The 15,981-nt window shown below is 72.4% G+C and carries 15 protein-coding genes and 1 tRNA gene; 12 read left to right on the top strand and 4 right to left on the bottom strand.

Annotation, left to right across the window (positions count from 1 at the left end; all coding sequences use genetic code 11):
- Positions 1-295: 295 nt before the first annotated feature.
- The 3 genes from ACH4NX_RS22475 (at position 296) to ACH4NX_RS22465 (ending at position 2,102) form a co-directional block, all read left to right on the top strand.
- Positions 296-577: a hypothetical protein gene (locus ACH4NX_RS22475; protein ID WP_351401989.1), complete on the top strand. Its 282-nt coding sequence runs from the start codon at positions 296-298 to the stop codon at positions 575-577.
- 114 nt (positions 578-691) lie between these two features.
- Positions 692-1,252: a tyrosinase family oxidase copper chaperone gene (locus ACH4NX_RS22470; RefSeq protein ID WP_398128630.1), complete on the top strand. Its 561-nt coding sequence runs from the start codon at positions 692-694 to the stop codon at positions 1,250-1,252.
- The gene (locus ACH4NX_RS22465; RefSeq protein WP_351401994.1) at positions 1,236-2,102 is read left to right on the top strand and encodes a tyrosinase family protein; all 867 of its coding nucleotides are present in this window, start codon (positions 1,236-1,238) and stop codon (positions 2,100-2,102) included. The genes ACH4NX_RS22470 and ACH4NX_RS22465 overlap by 17 nt, the downstream gene beginning before the upstream one ends.
- Before the next feature lie 78 nt (positions 2,103-2,180).
- Here ACH4NX_RS22465 and ACH4NX_RS22460 read toward each other — a convergent pair whose 3' ends face one another.
- Positions 2,181-2,477, bottom strand: a complete 297-nt coding sequence (locus ACH4NX_RS22460) for a chaplin (RefSeq protein WP_351401996.1) — start codon at positions 2,475-2,477, stop codon at positions 2,181-2,183.
- A gap of 291 nt (positions 2,478-2,768) precedes the next feature.
- Between ACH4NX_RS22460 and ACH4NX_RS22455 the strand changes: the two genes are divergently transcribed.
- On the top strand, positions 2,769-3,398 hold the full coding sequence (locus tag ACH4NX_RS22455) for a DUF2087 domain-containing protein (protein WP_351401998.1): 630 nt from the start codon (positions 2,769-2,771) through the stop codon (positions 3,396-3,398).
- A 52-nt stretch (positions 3,399-3,450) separates the two neighbouring features.
- Here ACH4NX_RS22455 and ACH4NX_RS22450 read toward each other — a convergent pair whose 3' ends face one another.
- Together ACH4NX_RS22450 and ACH4NX_RS22445 are read right to left on the bottom strand one after the other, a co-directional pair.
- A complete protein-coding gene (locus ACH4NX_RS22450) occupies positions 3,451-4,410 on the bottom strand; it encodes a D-2-hydroxyacid dehydrogenase family protein (protein ID WP_398128631.1) in 960 nt (319 codons plus the stop codon).
- 30 nt (positions 4,411-4,440) lie between these two features.
- A tRNA-Arg gene (locus tag ACH4NX_RS22445) sits at positions 4,441-4,516 on the bottom strand.
- 321 nt (positions 4,517-4,837) lie between these two features.
- On the opposite strand from ACH4NX_RS22445, the gene ACH4NX_RS22440 reads away from it, so the two are divergent.
- From ACH4NX_RS22440 to ACH4NX_RS22425, 4 genes are all read left to right on the top strand, one after another.
- Positions 4,838-6,445, top strand: coding sequence for a dynamin family protein (locus ACH4NX_RS22440; RefSeq protein WP_351402003.1), 1,608 nt, complete (start codon positions 4,838-4,840; stop codon positions 6,443-6,445).
- Positions 6,446-6,448: 3 nt separating this feature from the next.
- Positions 6,449-8,716, top strand: a complete 2,268-nt coding sequence (locus ACH4NX_RS22435; RefSeq protein WP_398128632.1) for a GTPase — start codon at positions 6,449-6,451, stop codon at positions 8,714-8,716.
- Between the two features lie 220 nt (positions 8,717-8,936).
- Positions 8,937-9,413: a single-stranded DNA-binding protein gene (locus ACH4NX_RS22430; RefSeq protein WP_351402007.1), complete on the top strand. Its 477-nt coding sequence runs from the start codon at positions 8,937-8,939 to the stop codon at positions 9,411-9,413.
- A 314-nt stretch (positions 9,414-9,727) separates the two neighbouring features.
- The gene (locus ACH4NX_RS22425; protein WP_398128633.1) at positions 9,728-11,146 is read left to right on the top strand and encodes a TQXA domain-containing protein; all 1,419 of its coding nucleotides are present in this window, start codon (positions 9,728-9,730) and stop codon (positions 11,144-11,146) included.
- Positions 11,147-11,353: 207 nt separating this feature from the next.
- Here the strand turns inward: ACH4NX_RS22425 and ACH4NX_RS22420 are convergent, their stop codons facing one another.
- On the bottom strand, positions 11,354-11,815 hold the full coding sequence (locus ACH4NX_RS22420) for a MarR family transcriptional regulator (protein ID WP_351402011.1): 462 nt from the start codon (positions 11,813-11,815) through the stop codon (positions 11,354-11,356).
- Positions 11,816-11,935: 120 nt separating this feature from the next.
- Here ACH4NX_RS22420 and ACH4NX_RS22415 point away from each other — a divergent pair, with 120 nt between their 5' ends.
- From ACH4NX_RS22415 to ACH4NX_RS22400, 4 genes are all read left to right on the top strand, one after another.
- On the top strand, positions 11,936-12,841 hold the full coding sequence (locus ACH4NX_RS22415) for an NADP-dependent oxidoreductase (protein ID WP_351402013.1): 906 nt from the start codon (positions 11,936-11,938) through the stop codon (positions 12,839-12,841).
- Between the two features lie 365 nt (positions 12,842-13,206).
- Positions 13,207-14,871 (top strand): energy-dependent translational throttle protein EttA, encoded by a 1,665-nt coding sequence (gene ettA, locus ACH4NX_RS22410; RefSeq protein ID WP_351402016.1) that lies wholly within the window; start codon positions 13,207-13,209, stop codon positions 14,869-14,871.
- 2 nt (positions 14,872-14,873) lie between these two features.
- A complete protein-coding gene (locus tag ACH4NX_RS22405; RefSeq protein ID WP_351402018.1) occupies positions 14,874-15,284 on the top strand; it encodes a thioesterase family protein in 411 nt (136 codons plus the stop codon).
- On the top strand, positions 15,281-15,967 hold the full coding sequence (locus ACH4NX_RS22400; protein WP_398128634.1) for a hypothetical protein: 687 nt from the start codon (positions 15,281-15,283) through the stop codon (positions 15,965-15,967). Before ACH4NX_RS22405 ends, ACH4NX_RS22400 begins: the two co-directional genes overlap by 4 nt.
- Positions 15,968-15,981 lie beyond the last annotated feature (14 nt).

Here is a 15,981-nt window from a genome sequence, read left to right as displayed (position 1 = left end):
CGTACCCCCCCCCCCCCCCCCCCCCCCCCCCCCCCCCCCCCCCCCCCCCCCCCCCGCCCCGCCGCCCCCCCCCCCCCCCCCCCCGGGGGGCCCCCCCCCACGGCCCTTTGCCATTCCCTTCTCCCTTTTCTCTCTTTCTCACGCTCTCGCTTTCCTTTCCGTTCCCCCGTCCCATTCCGCCCTCCGGAGATCTCATATGTCTTCCCGGGCGCGGGGTTTCCGCGCCCGGTGCAGGTCGTTAGGCAGGGCGTCAGCATTTCCGCCGGTGACACCAGTCGCCGAAGAAAGGAACACGATGAAGTCCCTCAAGGCCGCCGCTGTCGTCGCCGGATCTCTGGCCATCGCCGGCTCCGCCGCGCCCGCGTTCGCCCAAGACGCCGCCGACCTCTCGCCCAGCAGCCTCGGCAACGCCGTGAACGCGCTCACCGCGGAGCCCGCCAACGTCCTGCCGTCGAAGGACCGGTCGAAGGCGCTCGACACCGAGAACAAGGATTCCGTGCTGCACACCGTGAAGAAGGCGACCACCGAGCTGAACTCCAAGGGCGGACTGCTCGGCGGCCTCCCGCTGGGCGGCTGACCCGCCGCGCCCCGGCGCCGGCGGCCGGTGCTCCGTGTGGCCCTGCGTGTAGTGACCGCGGGGCCCGCCGCCCGGTTGACGGTACGGATCACCGAACCGGACGAGGAGCGAGCCATGACGGTCGACGTGGGTGGAGCAGGGCCCTGCGCGGAGCGGGAGCCGACGGACCCCGCCAGAGGAGGACCCGGACCCGCGCCCGGACACGAGACGCGGCGCCGGATGATGCGGAGACTGCTCGCCCCGGCCCTCGCCCTGACACTGGCGCCCCTGGTCGGGGCATCCCGGCCCTCCCCGGCATCCGACGCCGGCTCCGCCGCCGAGGGCGCCGGAAGCACCGGGCCCGCGCGCCCCGAGCCGCACGCGGCCGGGCCGGCCACCAGCGCCGGGTTCGACGAGACCTACCGGGGCCGCCGCATCCAGGGCGTCCGGGCCGCCGCGGGGCACGCCGTCGGCGCGGCCGACTGGCACGTCACCGTGGACGGCCGCCCGCTGCACCTGATGCGCAGGGCCGACGGCGGCTGGCTGAGCATGGTCGACCACTACAGGTCGTACCCCACCCCTCTCGCCGCCGCCCGCGGCGCCGTCGACGAACTCGGCCCCGGCGAACACCTGCACGACGCGCCGGCCGGTGACGGCCGGCACCACTTGGGGGAGCACCATGGCGTACACGCGTAAGGACGTCAGCACGCTGACCCGCACCGAGAAGCGGCGGTTCGTCGACGCGCTGCTGGAGACGAAACGGCGCGGTGAGTACGACGAGTTCGTCCGCACCCACATCGCGTACTACGTATCCGACGGCGAGAACGGACTGCGTACGGCCCACATGGCTCCGTCCTTCCTGCCCTGGCACCGCAGGTTCCTGCTGGACCTGGAGGAGGCGCTGCGCCGGATCGACTCGTCGGTGACGGTGCCGTACTGGGACTGGACGAAGGACCGCTCCACGTCGTCCGTGCCCTGGACCGCCGACCTCCTGGGCGGCACCGGGCGGCGCTCCGACCGCCGGGTCACCACCGGGCCGTTCGCCCACGCCGAGGGCAACTGGACCATCAAGGTGAACGTCACCGACACCGAGTACCTCACGCGGGACCTCGGACGTGCCGCCAATCCCCTCGACCTGCCGGCCAAGAGCGATGTGGAGTGGGCGCTCGACGACCCGGTGTACGACACCGCACCCTGGGACTCCACGGCCCGCAAGGGGTTCCGGAACAAGCTGGAGGGGTGGGGGACCGGCCGAGGCAGCGTCTCCTGGCGCAACCACAACCGGGTGCACCGCTGGGTCGGCGGGGCCATGGTCGGCGGCGCCTCCGTCAACGACCCGGTGTTCTGGCTGCACCACGCCTTCGTCGACCTTCAGTGGTCCCGCTGGCAGGCCCGGCACCGCGACACCCGCTACCTGCCCGCCGAGCCGCCCGGCGCAGGCGGCGCGCAGCACGGCCGTATCGTCGCGCGGCACGAGAGGCTGCCGCCCTGGGACGTGACGCCGGACGACCTGGAGGACCACAGCAGGATCTACCGCTACGCCTGAGCGAGAACGCCGGCGATCGACGCGGACGCGGGAGAGCCCCGGCTGGGAAGGCCGGGGCTCTCCTGGTGACTGCGGGACTCAGCGGCCGTGGCCGCCGTTCTTGCCGTCCTTGCTGTGCTTGTCGTTCTTCTCGACGTCACCGTTCACGCAGGTGTTGCCGAAGGCCGGGTTCAGCAGCCCGATCACATTGATGGTGTTGCCGCACACGTTGACCGGCACGTTGACCGGGACCTGGACGACGTTGCCGGACAGGACGCCGGGCGAGCCGACGGCTGCGGCCTCGGCGCCCGCGTCCGCCATGGCCAGGCCGGTGCCGCTGAGCATCACGGCACCGGTGCCGAGGGCGACGCCGGCGGCCTTCGCGATGCGAGACATCACGTTCTCCTTTTGACTCGGGGAGCACGGCGGCAGGACGCGCCACCGCACTGCTGGACCAACGCGACGGGTCGAGGAGGGGTCACGGGGAGAATGTGAGAATCACCCTTTTTGGGCCGGAGGGGTGGAGTGGGAGCGTCGGGGGCGGAACCCCGCAGACGGAGGCGGAGGGGAGGCGGGAAGGGGCGCAGCGGAAGCGGCGGGGGACGGCGGCGGGGGATGGCGCCAGGGGACGGCGCCGGGGGCGGAAAGTCGTTCCCCTCCCGGCGTGGTGTCCACTAGCGTCTCGGCATGGACAACGAGCAACCCGCCGGGCCGGACCGCCTCACCGACGCGTCGGAGCCGTCCGCGCTGACCGTGCTGACCGGTCTTTCAGGTCTGTTCGCCGAGGAGAACCGGCTGCGCGCCTTCGCGGCCGTGGCGCTGGGGGCGGGCAGCGACGCGCAGGTGGCCGAGGCGGCCGGCCTGTCCGCGAAGGAGACGGCCGCCGCGCTGCGGCGGCTGCGGGAGCACGGCGTGGTGACGTCCGAGGACGGCGGCGCGCTCGTCGTCGCGCATGACCGCTTCAGGGAACTGGCCCGCGCGGGCCGTCGGGCGGCGGAGGCCGCCGACGGCGCCGACGCGGGCGACGACCGGGCCGGTGTGATCGTGCGGACCTTCGTCAAGGACGGAAGGCTGGTCCGCCTCCCCGCCCGCTGGACGCGCAAGAAGGTGGTGCTGCGGCACATCGCCGAGCAGACCTTCGCACCCGGCGTGGAGTATCCGGAACGCGCCGTCGACGAGAAGCTGCGGGTGTGGTGTCAGGACGGCGACGTCGACCATGTGACGCTCCGGCGCCACCTGGTGGACCTCGACCACCTGCGCCGGAGCGGCGGTGTGTACTGGCGGCCGGCGGAGACGGACCGGGCGGGGATCGCCTGAGCGCCTGCCCCGGGAACGGGGGAGCCCGGCGCCGTCCAGGTGCGGGCGCCCCTCAGGGCAGACGGCGTACGGGCGAGCCCGCGAGGTGGGCACGGATCGCCTCGACCGCCTGGCCGTAGTACGTGGCGTAGTTGGCGCGCGTGACATAGCCGAGGTGCGGCGTCGCGAGCAGGCGCGGGGCGTCGCGCATCGGGTGACCGGCGGGCAGCGGCTCGGTGTCGAAGACGTCCACGCCCGCGCCGGCGATCCGGCCCTCGTGCAGCGCGGCGAGCAGGGCGTCCTGGTCGACGATCGCCGCGCGCGAGGTGTTGACCAGGTAGGCGGTCGGCTTGAGCAGGGCCAGTTCGGCGGGGCCGAGCAGGCCGCGGGTGCGGTCGCCGAGAGCGAGGTGGACGGAGACGAAGTCGGCCGTCGTGAGCAGTTCTTCCAGGGAGGCGGCGAGTTCGACGCCGGCCTCGTCGGCGCGCTCCCGGGTGAGGTTCTGGCTCCACGCGCTCACCCGCATGCCGAAGGCGAGACCGACCTGGGCCACCCGGCCGCCGATCTTGCCCAGGCCCAGCAGGCCCAGGCGGCGGCCGTGCAGGTCGGCGCCCACCGTCTGCTGCCAGGGGCCGCCCTCGCGCAGCGCGCCGCTCTCCTGGACGATGCCGCGGGCCAGGCCCAGGAGCAGGGCCCAGGTCAGTTCCACGGGCGGGGTCGACGAGGAGGCCGTACCGCACACGGTGACGCCGTGCGCGTCGGCGGCGGCGTAGTCGATGACGCTGTTGCGCATGCCGGAGGCGACGATCAGTTTCAGCCGGGGCAGCCGGGCGATCAGCGAACCGGGGAAGCGGACGCGTTCGCGCAGGGTGACCACGATGTCCGCCTCGGCGAGCGCCTCGGCGAGAGCGTCCTCGTCGTCGAAATGGGTGTCGAAGGACACAACGTCCACGTCGTCCGCGACCGGGGACCAGTCGGCGATCCCGGTCGCCACCTGCTGGAAGTCGTCGAGCACCGCACAGCGCAGTCGCACGTCGTCCGGTCCCTCCCGCCAAACGGGCAGTGGCGCCCCCGGCAGGACTCGAACCTGCGGCCAAGCGCTTAGAAGGCGCCTGCTCTATCCACTGAGCTACGGGGGCCTGGTGTGGTGGCCTCGGTCGTGGTGCCCGGGTGTGGGCTGATCCGTGACGCTGCCGGGGACAAGGATAGGGCTCCCGGCTCCATGTCCCTGATGCTTCGCCTCCGTGGCTCGATGTGGAGGTTCAGTGAAGCGGTCCTGATAATCGCAGGCAGGTACGAATCGTGCATCGCTTTTGGCGTCTCGCGCATCGGGTGTTGTGCACTCGTTATGCCTGGAGTCGCGTCGTGTCCCAGTAGTCCCTTCCGTCCGGAGTGTCCGGTCGGCGCGCAGACATGCTCATATGCTTCAGAATTCCCCTAAAATTGGGCATTCTTCACATGTGGTGACCTTGGACGTACGGCCTCAGCTGCTCGACGCACTCTCCGCCCTGCGCGACCGTGTCGCGGCCGCACGCTTCCCGCTGCCCCTGGCGGGGGCCCCACGCGCGCGTGCCAACCGCGACGAACTGCTCGCACAGCTAGACGACTACCTGGTGCCCCGCTTGAAGGAGCCCGAAGCGCCCCTGCTGGCCGTCGTCGGCGGATCCACCGGCGCCGGGAAGTCCACGCTGGTCAACTCCCTGGTGGGACGGCGGGTCAGCGAGGCGGGGGTGCTGCGGCCCACCACCAGGACGCCGGTGCTGGTCTGCCATCCGGAGGACCACCACTGGTTCAGCGGCATGCGGGTGCTGCCCGACCTCACGCGCGTGTGGGTGCCCCACCGGGAACCCGACGACGACCTGCTCCTGCCGGGCGAGAACCCCGCGCGCGTACTGCGCGTCGAGACCGCCGACACGCTGCCGCCCGGCATCGCCCTCCTCGACGCGCCCGACATCGACTCCCTCGTCGCCGACAACCGTGTCCTGGCGGCCGAACTGCTCTGCGCCGCCGACATCTGGGTGATGGTCACCACCGCCGCCCGGTACGCCGACGCCGTGCCCTGGCATCTGCTGCGCACCGCCAAGGAGTACGACGCCACCCTGGTCACCGTGCTCGACCGGGTGCCCCACCAGGTGGTGTCCGAGGTGGCGCGGCAGTACGGCGCGCTGCTCACCAAGGCCGGGCTGGGCGAGGTCCCCCGCTTCACCGTGCCCGAACTGCCCGAGTCGGCCTGGGGAGGCGGGCTGCTGCCGGCCACCGCCGTGGCGCCGCTGCGGTCCTGGCTCGTGCACCGGGCCCAGGACCTCGAAGCCCGGCACCACGCCATGGCCCGTACGGCCAACGGCATCCTGGACTCCCTCAAGTCCCGGATGCCCGAACTGGCCGGCGCCACCGCCGCGCAGTACGCCGCCGCGCTGCGCCTCACCGCGGCCGTCGACGGCGCCTACGACGGCGAGCACGCGCGCGTACGGGGGCGGTTGCAGGCGGGGGCCGTGCTCGCCGGGGACGCGCTGAAGCGGTGGCGGGCCTTCCCCCTCGACTGCTCACCCGAGGAACTCCTCGACTCGCTGGTGGAGAGCCTGGGCGCGCTGCTGCTGTGCGCCGTCACCGCCGCCGACGAACGCGTCGACGAGGCCTGGCGGCGCGAACCGGCGGCCACCGCACCGGAACTCGCCGACCGGGACCCGGCCCCGGAGAGCGCCGAGCACCGCATCGGGATGGCCGTACGGCGGTGGCGGCGGGAGCTGGAGGAGTACGCCGAGGAGGAGGTGGGCCGGCTCGACCGGAGCATGGCCCCGGACCCGGGAGTGGTCGCCGCCCTCGTCGCCACCGTGCTGCTGGGCGGGCGACGGGCGCGGGTCGCCGGGGAGCGGCTCGCCGAGCGGATCGGCGCCCACGGCGCGCTGCGGCTGCGCGACCGGGGCGGACGGCTGCTCGACGAACACGTCGACCGGGTCGTGCACGTCGAGCGCGAACGCAGGCTGGCGCCGCTCGACCGACTGGAGGTCCATCCCGAGCCGCAGGCCGAACTCATCGCCGCGCTGTCCGTACTGCAGAAGGAGAGGTGACCGGTGACCGCCGTCACTGACCAGGACCCCACCGAGCACACCGACCACACGACGGAGGAGGCGGGCCGGGGAGGTCCGGGGGACCAGGGAGACCAGGCGGGCCCCCGGGGCGGCCGTGGCCCGGAGCGGGCCGCCGAGGAGGACGCCGCGCGGGAGGCCGCCCCCGGTGACGCCGGGCAGGGGGCACGCCCGCAGGAACGCCCTGGCGGACGCGCACGCGACCCCCACGCGCGCGTGCCGGACGGCGGGGCGCCCCGCCGTCCGGACCGGGACCGGGCCCAGGACCGAGACCGAGACCGGGGGGGCGAGCGCAGGGATCGCGCGGAGCGCCTGGGCCGGACGGGGGACCCGGGCAATACGTCGGACCGGGGCCGTGGGGCGGACCGGGGCCGTACGGAGGGCGCGGTCGACCGGGAGCGCGCGGCGGGTCGGGAGCGCGCGGCCGGCGGTTCGTCCGTGTCCGGTTCTTCTGCCGCCTCCGGGCACGGTTCCTCATCCGCGTCCGTACCTGCCTCCGCGTCCGTGCCTGCCTCCGCCTCCGTGCCCGCGTCCGGTTCCGGGGACGCTGAGGGCGCCTGGGGTGACGGGCTGATCGCGCGGCGGGTGGACGAGAACGGCGGGCCGGAGCAGTTCGCCGTCCTGCCGAGCAGGCCCGCCTCCTCGGCCGCCCTGATGCCGCTCGCGTACGACGGACAGCTCAGGTCACGGCTCGACGCGCTGCGCGAGCTGGTGGGGCTCTCCCGTACCCGGCTCGACAGCGGGACACTGGCCGAGGCGGGCCGGGTCCTCGACGAGGCATCCGCGCGGCGCAGGCTGTCCGGGCAGCACACCGTCGTCGCCATCGCGGGCGCGACCGGCAGCGGCAAGTCACAGCTGTTCAACACACTCGCCGGGGTGACGATCTCCGAGACGGGCGTCCGCCGCCCGACCACCGCGGCACCCATCGCGTGCAGTTGGAGCGACGGCGCGGCCAGCCTCCTGGACCGGCTCGGCATCCCCGGCCGGCTGCGCCGCCGCCCGCTGCAGCACCCGGACGCCGACTCGCCGCTGCGCGGGCTGGTCCTGATCGACCTGCCCGACCACGACTCGGCCGCCGTGCAGCACCGCGAGCAGGTGGACCGCATCCTGGCGCTCGTCGACGCCGTCGTCTGGGTCGTCGACCCGGAGAAGTACGCCGACGCCGTGCTCCACGAGCGCTATCTGCGGCCGATGGCCGGCCACGCCGAGGTCACCTTCGTCGTCCTCAACCAGGTCGACCGGCTGCCCGGGGAGGCCGCCGAACAGGTCCTGGACGACCTGCGGCGGCTGCTCGACGAGGACGGCATCCCCCTCGGGGAGTACGACGAGCCCGGCGCCACCGTGCTCGCGCTGTCCGCGCTCACCGGGGAAGGCATCGCCGAACTGCGCGAGGTGCTCGGCCAGTTCGTCGCCGAGCGGCAGGCCCCGGCCCGCCGTATCGCGGCCGACGTGGACGCCGCGGCCTGGCGCCTGCGCCCCGTGTACGTCACCGGTCGGCGGACCGGGCTCAGCGAGGAGGCGCGGGAGGAGTTCGCGGACCGGCTCGCGGACGCGGTGGGCGCCACCGCGGCCGGCGAGGCCGCCGAACGCGCCTGGCTGCGCAACGCCAACCGCGCGTGCGGCACGCCCTGGCTGCGCCTGTGGCGCTGGCACCGCGACCGGCGCGAACCCCCCACGGGACGGATCTCACTGCGCGCCCAGGCGGACGAGGAGGCCACGGCCCGGCAGCGCGTCGAGCAGGCGGTGCGTACGGTGTCCGACCGGGCGTCGGCGGGCCTGCCGGCCCCGTGGGCGCAGGCGATGCGAGAGGCGGCCGTCCGGGGCGCCCAGGGGCTGCCGGAGGCCCTGGACGAGCTGGCGGTGCGCACCGGGCTGCCGCCGGGGCGTCCGCCGCGGCCGGGCTGGTGGCCGGTGGCCGTGCTGGCCCAGGCGTCCATGACCCTGCTGCAGGTGGTGGGCGGCCTGTGGCTGCTGGGCCAGATCATCGGCTTCCTGCCGCCGAACCTGGGCGTGCCGGTGCTGCTGATGGTGGCCGGCATCATCGGCGGACCCCTCATCGAGTGGAGCTGCCGCATCGCGGCACGCGGACCGGCACGGCGCTACGGCCACGAGGCGGAACGCCTGCTGCGGGAGGCCGCCGCGGGGTGCGGCCGGGCCAGGGTGCTGGATCCGCTGGCGGCGGAACTGCTGCGGTACCGGGAAGTGCGGGAGCAGTACGGGCGGGTCACCGGGGCGGGAGCGGCGGCGAGGTAACGGCGGGTGCGGGTCTCCCGCCCGAAGGGGTGGCGGAGTTCTCCACAGGCCGGGAGCCGGTCCACAGCCCTCAGCGGCCCGGCCCGGACGGAGGCAGTCTGGCCTCGCGGCGATCGCGACGGACGCGGTCGTCACGGGCAGCGGCGGCGTACGGGATCGGACGCGCGCCGCGCCGGAGGCAGCCGTACGGGAGACGCCCGTACGGGAGGGAGGACTCGCGATGAACGAGACGATGATCTGTGCCGTGGGCAACGTGGCGACGCAGCCGGTGTTCCGGGAACTGGCGAACGGACCGTCGGCGCGGTTCCGGCTGGCGGTGACCGCGCGCTACTGGGACCGGGAGAAGAGCGCGTGGGCGGACGGCCACACCAACTTCTTCACGGTCTGGGCCAACCGGCAGCTCGCCGGCAACGTGTCCGCGTCGTTGGCGGTGGGCGAACCCGTCGTGGTGCAGGGCCGTCTGAAGGTGCGCACGGACGTGCGCGAGGGGCAGAACTGGACCTCGGCGGACATCGACGCGGTGGCGATCGGACACGACCTCTCGCGCGGCACGGCGGCGTTCCGGCGCACCGGCAGGACGGAGACTGCGGCCTCCCCTCCGCGCCCCGAACCCAACTGGGAGACGGACGCCGGAGAGCCGCCCGCCACGGACACCGCCGAACAGCGGCCGGAACCCGCCGCCGCGGCGGCGGTGTGACACCGGCGGACAACCGGGGCTGACCACCGGGACCGGCGGCCGGGGCGGACCACCGGGACCGACCACCGGAGATGACCGAAGTGCGGCTTATCGATGAACCCGTCCCGAACAAACCCGGGTGGATTTGTCGATAAGCCCTGCTCACAGGCCCGTGAGCGATAACGATTCCGATTCGGATCACTGTGCGGACCAACATCACCCGCAAGCGCGGTGTGTCACGTCCTTAGGATGCCGAACGAGCCCTACGGGGCTGGTGATTCTGCTGGTGGGACCGTGCCCCCCACGTCAACGGGTCCTGCTCGAAGGGGAATTTGGTGTTTTCTTCGCTCACTGCGCTGTCTCTGCCCGGCCGGAAGGCGACGCGACTGGCCACCGCGGCACTGGTGTCCGCGCTCGCCGCCGCGGGCGTGGTGACCGGTGCCGGCCCGGCAGCCGCCGCCCAGGACGCGGCGGCGCGGGGGCAGGGCGGGGCGACGGCCACCATAGGCGGCCTCAAGACACACGGCCTCGCGGTCATCCACGGGGCGGACGGCGACCACGAGGTGCCGGCCGGCCTGTTCGAGATGTCCGTGGAGGGCGGCGGGATGCTGCAGACGTACTGCGTCGACATCCAGAACCCGACGCAGAAGGACGCCAAGTACCAGGAGACGCCCTGGAGCGGCACGTCACTGGGCACCAACAAGGACGCCGGCCGCATCCGCTGGATCCTTCAGAACTCCTACCCCCAGGTCAACGACCTCGCCGCGCTCGCCAAGAAGGCGGGGGTCCGCGGCGGACTCACCGAGCAGGACGCGGCGGCCGGCACCCAGGTGGCCATCTGGCGCTACTCGGACGACACGGACGTCGAGGCCGTCGACCCCCAGGCCGAGCGGCTCGCCGACCACCTCGAGAAGAGCGCCCGCGGCCTGGCGGAGCCCGCGGCGTCGCTCACCCTGGACCCGCCCGCGGTCTCGGGCCGCCCCGGTGAGCGGCTCGGCCCGGTGACGGTGCGCACCAACGCGGGCGGCGCGACGGTGACCCCGCCGGTGGACGCCACCACCGGCGGGGTGCGGATCGTCGACAAGAAGGGCGAGCCCGTCACCTCCGTCACCAACGGCTCCCAGATCTTCTTCGACGTGCCCGAGGACGCGGCGGCCGGCACCGCCGAACTGACGGTCCAGGCCTCGACCACCGTGCCGGTCGGCCGCGCCTTCGCCTCGGCGAGCCGCAGCCAGACCCAGATCCTGGCCGGCTCCAGCGAGTCCACGGTCTCGGCGACGGCGAGCGCCACATGGGCCGACCAGGGACCGATACCCGCCCTGTCCGCCACGAAGAACTGCGCCGAGGGCGCCCTGGACATCACCGCGGTCAACAAGGGCGACGAACCCTTCACCTTCGAGCTGCTGGACACCGACCACACCATCGCGGCCGGCGAGACCCGGACGGTGACGGTCCCGCTGCCGGAGGACCGGCCCTACGACTTCACCATCCGCGGCCCGGCCGGCTTCGAACAGCGCTTCACGGGCGTCCTCGACTGCCGCACCCAGAGCGCCGCACTGGCCGACACCCGCCCCCTCGGCGAACCGGCCCCCACCAAGGTCGTCACCCCCACCCCCACCCCGAACCCCAACCTCGCCGAAACCGGCAGCTCGGGCGCGACGCCCCTGATCGGCGGCGCGGCCATAGGCCTGGTCGTGATCGGCGGCGCGGTCCTCATCTTCCTCCGCAGGAAGAACGAGAAGAGCGAGCAGTGACAACGGAGTGACCCTCCGCGCGACGGGTCGCCGTATGTGACGGAGTCGAACCGCGTGTGGGCCGGAAAACCCTGGTGCTGCTGAAGAGGCTGAGGGCCGGATCCGCCGGGAACGGGCGCGACGACATCCACGGAGCCTTCCTCGGCCCGTCACCCACCTCATCGCACACCGCCACGTCCAACGCCCCTGAACGCCCTGTCGGGCCTCTCAGCCTGCGCGGGGATCGAGGGACTGCGCGATACGCGCGGTGATCCCGCGGAGCTGCCTGGTTTGCTCCTCGGTGAGCCGACCGAAGAGGTGTTCACGCAGGGTCGCGTAGTACCCCGGGGCCGACTCCGCGTACTTCAGGGACCCCGCCTCGGTCAGCGATGCGATCGTGACGCGGGCGTCCGAGGGGTCCTGCTCACGCACGAGCCAGCCCTGTTTCTCCAGCCGGGACGCGATACGGGACAGATGTGACGGGGTGACGCGGGACAGCTCCGCGAGTGAACTCATGGTGTGTGTGCGGTCCCGATGCTGCGTCAGGCACCACAGGATCAGAAACTCGTGGTGACTCAGGCCCTGCTGCTTGAGCCGCCCGTCCAGTGCCGCCGGAAGCCAGAGGAGCACCGACAGCAGCGACTCCCACGTTTCCACCTCGATCGGGGCAAGGTCATGATCCGCTTCCACGCGCGCAATCGTAACACGAAACACTTTCCATGGAAAGTGACTCACGGATACTTGCCACGGAAAGTAACTGGGCCTAGTTTAGTTTCCGAAGCAAGTAATCGCCCGATCAAGGAGCAACCCATGCGTGCTGCCCGCTACCACGACTACGGCCCCGCCGACGTGCTCGTCATCGAGGACATCCCGGAGCCGCACGCCGGTGCAGGCGAGATCCGCATCCGGGTCACCGCGGCCAGCGTCAACCCCGTCGACTGGAAACTGCGCTCGGGGGAGGTCCGCGAGCATTTCCCGGTCGACTTCCCGGCCGTCCCCGGCCGCGACGCCGCCGGTGTGGTGGACCAGGTCGGAGAGGGCGTCACTGGTGTCACCCTCGGTGACCGGATGTTCGGCCTCGGCGGCATATTCGGAGCGAGTGCGCAGTACGCCACGCTGACTGCCTGGGCCCCCGTGCCGGACCCGTGGACCCTGGAACAGGCAGCCGGTGCCGGCCTGGCCATCGCCACCGCGGGTCGGGGGCTCGACGCGCTCGGAGACCTGTCCGGCAGCACGCTGCTGATCGAAGGAGCCGCCGGCGGTGTGGGCAGCGCCGCCGTCGCGATGGCGGTGGCCCGCGGCGCCACCGTCATCGGTACGTCGAGCGCGGGCAAGCACGCCTATCTGCGCACGCTCGGAGCCCTGCCCACCACATACGGCCAAGGACTGGCCGATCGAGTCCGCGAACTTGCCCCCGCGGGAGTGGACGCCGTGCTCGACCTGGCAGCCTCCGGCTCACTCGCCGACCTCGTCGCCGTTGCCGGAGACGCGGACCGCGTCGTGACGGTCGCCGACGCGGCCCGCGCGGGCGAACTCGGAGTCCGGCATCTCTACGCGGAGAACGACTCCAACGTGCTCGCGGACGGTGCGGCACTGGGCAGCCGGGGGAAGTTCACACCCCACCTCGCCGCGACGTATCCGTTGGACAGGATCGCCGAGGCGCACCGGGAGGCCGAACGCGGACACACCCAGGGAAAGATCGTCGTCACCCTGTGACGACAGCCGCGGCAGGGCGGCGCCGCCCCGCCGCCGTCCCGTGGGTCGAGCAGGGCGAGCGACTGTCGCGGTGGCTTCCGCTTTGACTCCAGCACCTTGGACTGCCTCTCGTCGTCGATCACGTGGTGGGCGGCGAAAGCGGCATCCACGCGGTCACCCGGTAAAGCCAGAAGCGCGGATCGACGACGCGGCCGGGTGTCCGAGGCAGGCCGATGGCGACCGGCAGGGACAGGCGAGGTTCCGGCGGCACCGGGGAAAGCCCAGGTCAAAGGCCCCGCGCCGAACGCGTTTCCTCCCAGGGGTGGCGGTGCGGCAAGATGGGGTGTATCTGCCCACTGCCTGATCAAGCTGCCGGACGGTTTCTCTTGGCTGAGTACATTTACACCATGCGCAAGGCGCGCAAGGCGCACGGCGACAAGGTGATCCTCGATGACGTCACCCTGAGCTTCCTGCCCGGCGCGAAGATCGGTGTGGTCGGACCGAACGGCGCCGGTAAGTCGACCGTTCTGAAGATCATGGCGGGGCTGGAACAGCCTTCCAACGGCGACGCGTTCCTGTCGCCGGGTTACACGGTCGGCATCCTGCTCCAGGAGCCCCCGCTGAACGAGGAGAAGACCGTCCTGGAGAACGTCCAGGAGGGCGTCTCCGAGGTCAAGGGCAAGCTCGACCGGTTCAACGAGATCGCCGAGCAGATGGCGACCGACTACTCGGACGCCCTGCTCGAGGAGATGGGCAAGCTCCAGGAGGAGCTGGACCACGCCAACGCCTGGGACCTCGACGCCCAGCTCGAGCAGGCCATGGACGCGCTCGGCTGCCCGCCCGGCGACTGGCCCGTCGTGAACCTCTCCGGTGGTGAGAAGCGGCGTGTGGCGCTGTGCAAGCTCCTGCTGGAGGCCCCCGACCTGCTGCTGCTCGACGAGCCCACCAACCACCTCGACGCCGAGTCGGTGAACTGGCTGGAGCAGCACCTCGCCAAGTACGAGGGCACCGTCGTGGCCGTGACCCACGACCGGTACTTCCTGGACAACGTCGCCGGCTGGATCTGCGAGGTCGACCGCGGCCGGCTGCACGGCTACGAGGGCAACTACTCCAAGTACCTGGAGACCAAGCAGACCCGCCTCAAGGTCGAGGGCCAGAAGGACGCCAAGCGCGCCAAGCGGCTCAAGGACGAGCTGGAGTGGGTGCGGTCGAACGCCAAGGGGCGGCAGGCCAAGTCCAAGGCGCGTCTCGCGCGGTACGAGGAGATGGCCGCCGAGGCCGACAAGATGCGGAAGCTGGACTTCGAGGAGATCCAGATCCCGCCGGGCCCGCGCCTGGGCAGCGTCGTCGTCGAGGTCAGCAACCTCACCAAGGGCTTCGGCGACAAGGTCCTCATCGACGACCTCTCCTTCACGCTGCCGCGCAACGGCATCGTCGGTGTCATCGGCCCCAACGGCGCCGGCAAGACCACCCTCTTCAAGATGATCCAGGGCTTCGAGGAGCCGGACTCCGGTTCCATCAAGGTCGGCGAGACCGTCAAGATCTCCTACGTCGACCAGAGCCGCGCGAACATCGACCCGAAGAAGACGCTCTGGGCGGTCGTCTCCGACGAGATGGACTACATCAACGTCGGCCAGGTCGAGATGCCCTCGCGGGCGTACGTGTCCGCCTTCGGGTTCAAGGGACCGGACCAGCAGAAGCCGGCCGGCGTGCTCTCCGGCGGTGAGCGCAACCGGCTCAACCTCGCGCTCACCCTCAAGCAGGGCGGCAACCTGCTCCTCCTCGACGAGCCGACCAACGACCTCGACGTCGAGACCCTCAGCAGCCTCGAGAACGCCCTTCTCGAGTTCCCCGGGGCGGCCGTGGTCGTCTCCCACGACCGGTGGTTCCTGGACCGCGTCGCCACGCACATCCTCGCCTACGAGGGTGACTCCAAGTGGTTCTGGTTCGAGGGCAACTTCGACTCGTACGAGAAGAACAAGATCGAGCGGCTCGGCGCCGACGCCGCGCGTCCGCACCGCGCCACCTACAAGAAGCTGACCCGGGGCTGATCTTGCGGCACATCTACCGCTGCCCACTGCGCTGGGCGGACATGGACGCGTACGGCCACGTCAACAACGTGGTCTTCCTCCGCTACCTGGAGGAGGCGCGTATCGACTTCCTGTTCCGCCCGGAGAAGGACTTCAAGCAGGGGTCCGTGGTGGCGCGCCATGAGATCGACTACAAGCGGCAGCTCGTCCACCGGCACCACCCGGTCGACATCGAACTGTGGGTCACGGAGATAAGGGCCGCCTCCTTCACGCTCACCTACGAGGTCAAGGACGGCGACCAGGTCTACGTCCGCGCCTCGACGGTGATCGTGCCGTTCGACTTCGAGGGGCAGAGGCCGCGCCGGATCACCGAGGAGGAACGGGAGTTCCTTCAGGAGTACACGGACGACAAGGAGGGGGCCGTCGCCGCATGACGGTCCTCCACCTGGCCGACGAGGGGGAGGCCGCGGATCTCGCGGCCTTCCTCTCCCGCCTGCTCCACTACGACCGTTCGGCCGCGGTGCGGCTGCAGGCGGCGGGCACGGCCCTCGCCGTCTTCGGCCGGCCGCCCTCCTTCGAGGTGCTGGCCGTGCGCGCCGCGCGGCTGGCCAAGCCGTACGAGAACGGGCTCGACGCCACGCTGGACGTGACCGTGTCCGCCGGTGAGCTGCTGGAGACGGTGGACGAGGCGGCGGCCATCGCCGGTGTGCCGGGAGCGGTGACCGGGCCACCGTGGGCCGGGGTACTGCCCCCGCGCGGCGGCTGGCGGCCCGAGCCGGGGCTGCCCGCCCCGGACGCCCTGCGCGCGCTGGTCGCCGCGGCGGTGGCGGAGTTCCGCTCCCGCACGGCGGAGCTGGCGCCCGAGCGGCGCACCCGGAGCGAGCTCGACCGGATCGGCGGGGAGATATGGTCCCGGACGGCCGGGGACACCGGGCTGCCGGTGCGGGCCGTGCACGCGGCCCAGTCACTGGGGTTCCTGCGGGCCCCGGGGGGCTTCGACGCGGACGCGCCGAAGCTGTTCTCCTCGGGAGCGTGGCTGCGGCTGCGCACGCCCTACGGGTCCGTCGCCCTGCGCCGGGCGGGGGCTGCCGGGGCACTGGGCATCAGCGTTCGCTGAGCCCGCCGGGACGC

It is taken from the genome of Streptomyces sp. NPDC017225, assembly GCF_044331465.1.
In the GTDB taxonomy this organism is placed as follows: Bacteria; Actinomycetota; Actinomycetes; order Streptomycetales; family Streptomycetaceae; genus Streptomyces.
Note: the sequence above shows the minus strand (reverse complement) of the source record. Positions and strands in the feature narration are given on the sequence as shown.

Coding starts and splice junctions, on each gene's coding strand:
- ACH4NX_RS22430 (WP_351402007.1), top strand. CDS start 8,937: ATGAACGAGACGATGATCTGTGCCGTGGGCAACGTGGCGACGCAGCCG.
- ACH4NX_RS22475 (WP_351401989.1), top strand. CDS start 296: ATGAAGTCCCTCAAGGCCGCCGCTGTCGTCGCCGGATCTCTGGCCATC.
- ACH4NX_RS22415 (WP_351402013.1), top strand. CDS start 11,936: ATGCGTGCTGCCCGCTACCACGACTACGGCCCCGCCGACGTGCTCGTC.
- ACH4NX_RS22465 (WP_351401994.1), top strand. CDS start 1,236: ATGGCGTACACGCGTAAGGACGTCAGCACGCTGACCCGCACCGAGAAG.
- ACH4NX_RS22400 (WP_398128634.1), top strand. CDS start 15,281: ATGACGGTCCTCCACCTGGCCGACGAGGGGGAGGCCGCGGATCTCGCG.
- ACH4NX_RS22455 (WP_351401998.1), top strand. CDS start 2,769: ATGGACAACGAGCAACCCGCCGGGCCGGACCGCCTCACCGACGCGTCG.
- ACH4NX_RS22470 (WP_398128630.1), top strand. CDS start 692: ATGACGGTCGACGTGGGTGGAGCAGGGCCCTGCGCGGAGCGGGAGCCG.
- ACH4NX_RS22460 (WP_351401996.1), bottom strand. CDS start 2,477: ATGTCTCGCATCGCGAAGGCCGCCGGCGTCGCCCTCGGCACCGGTGCC.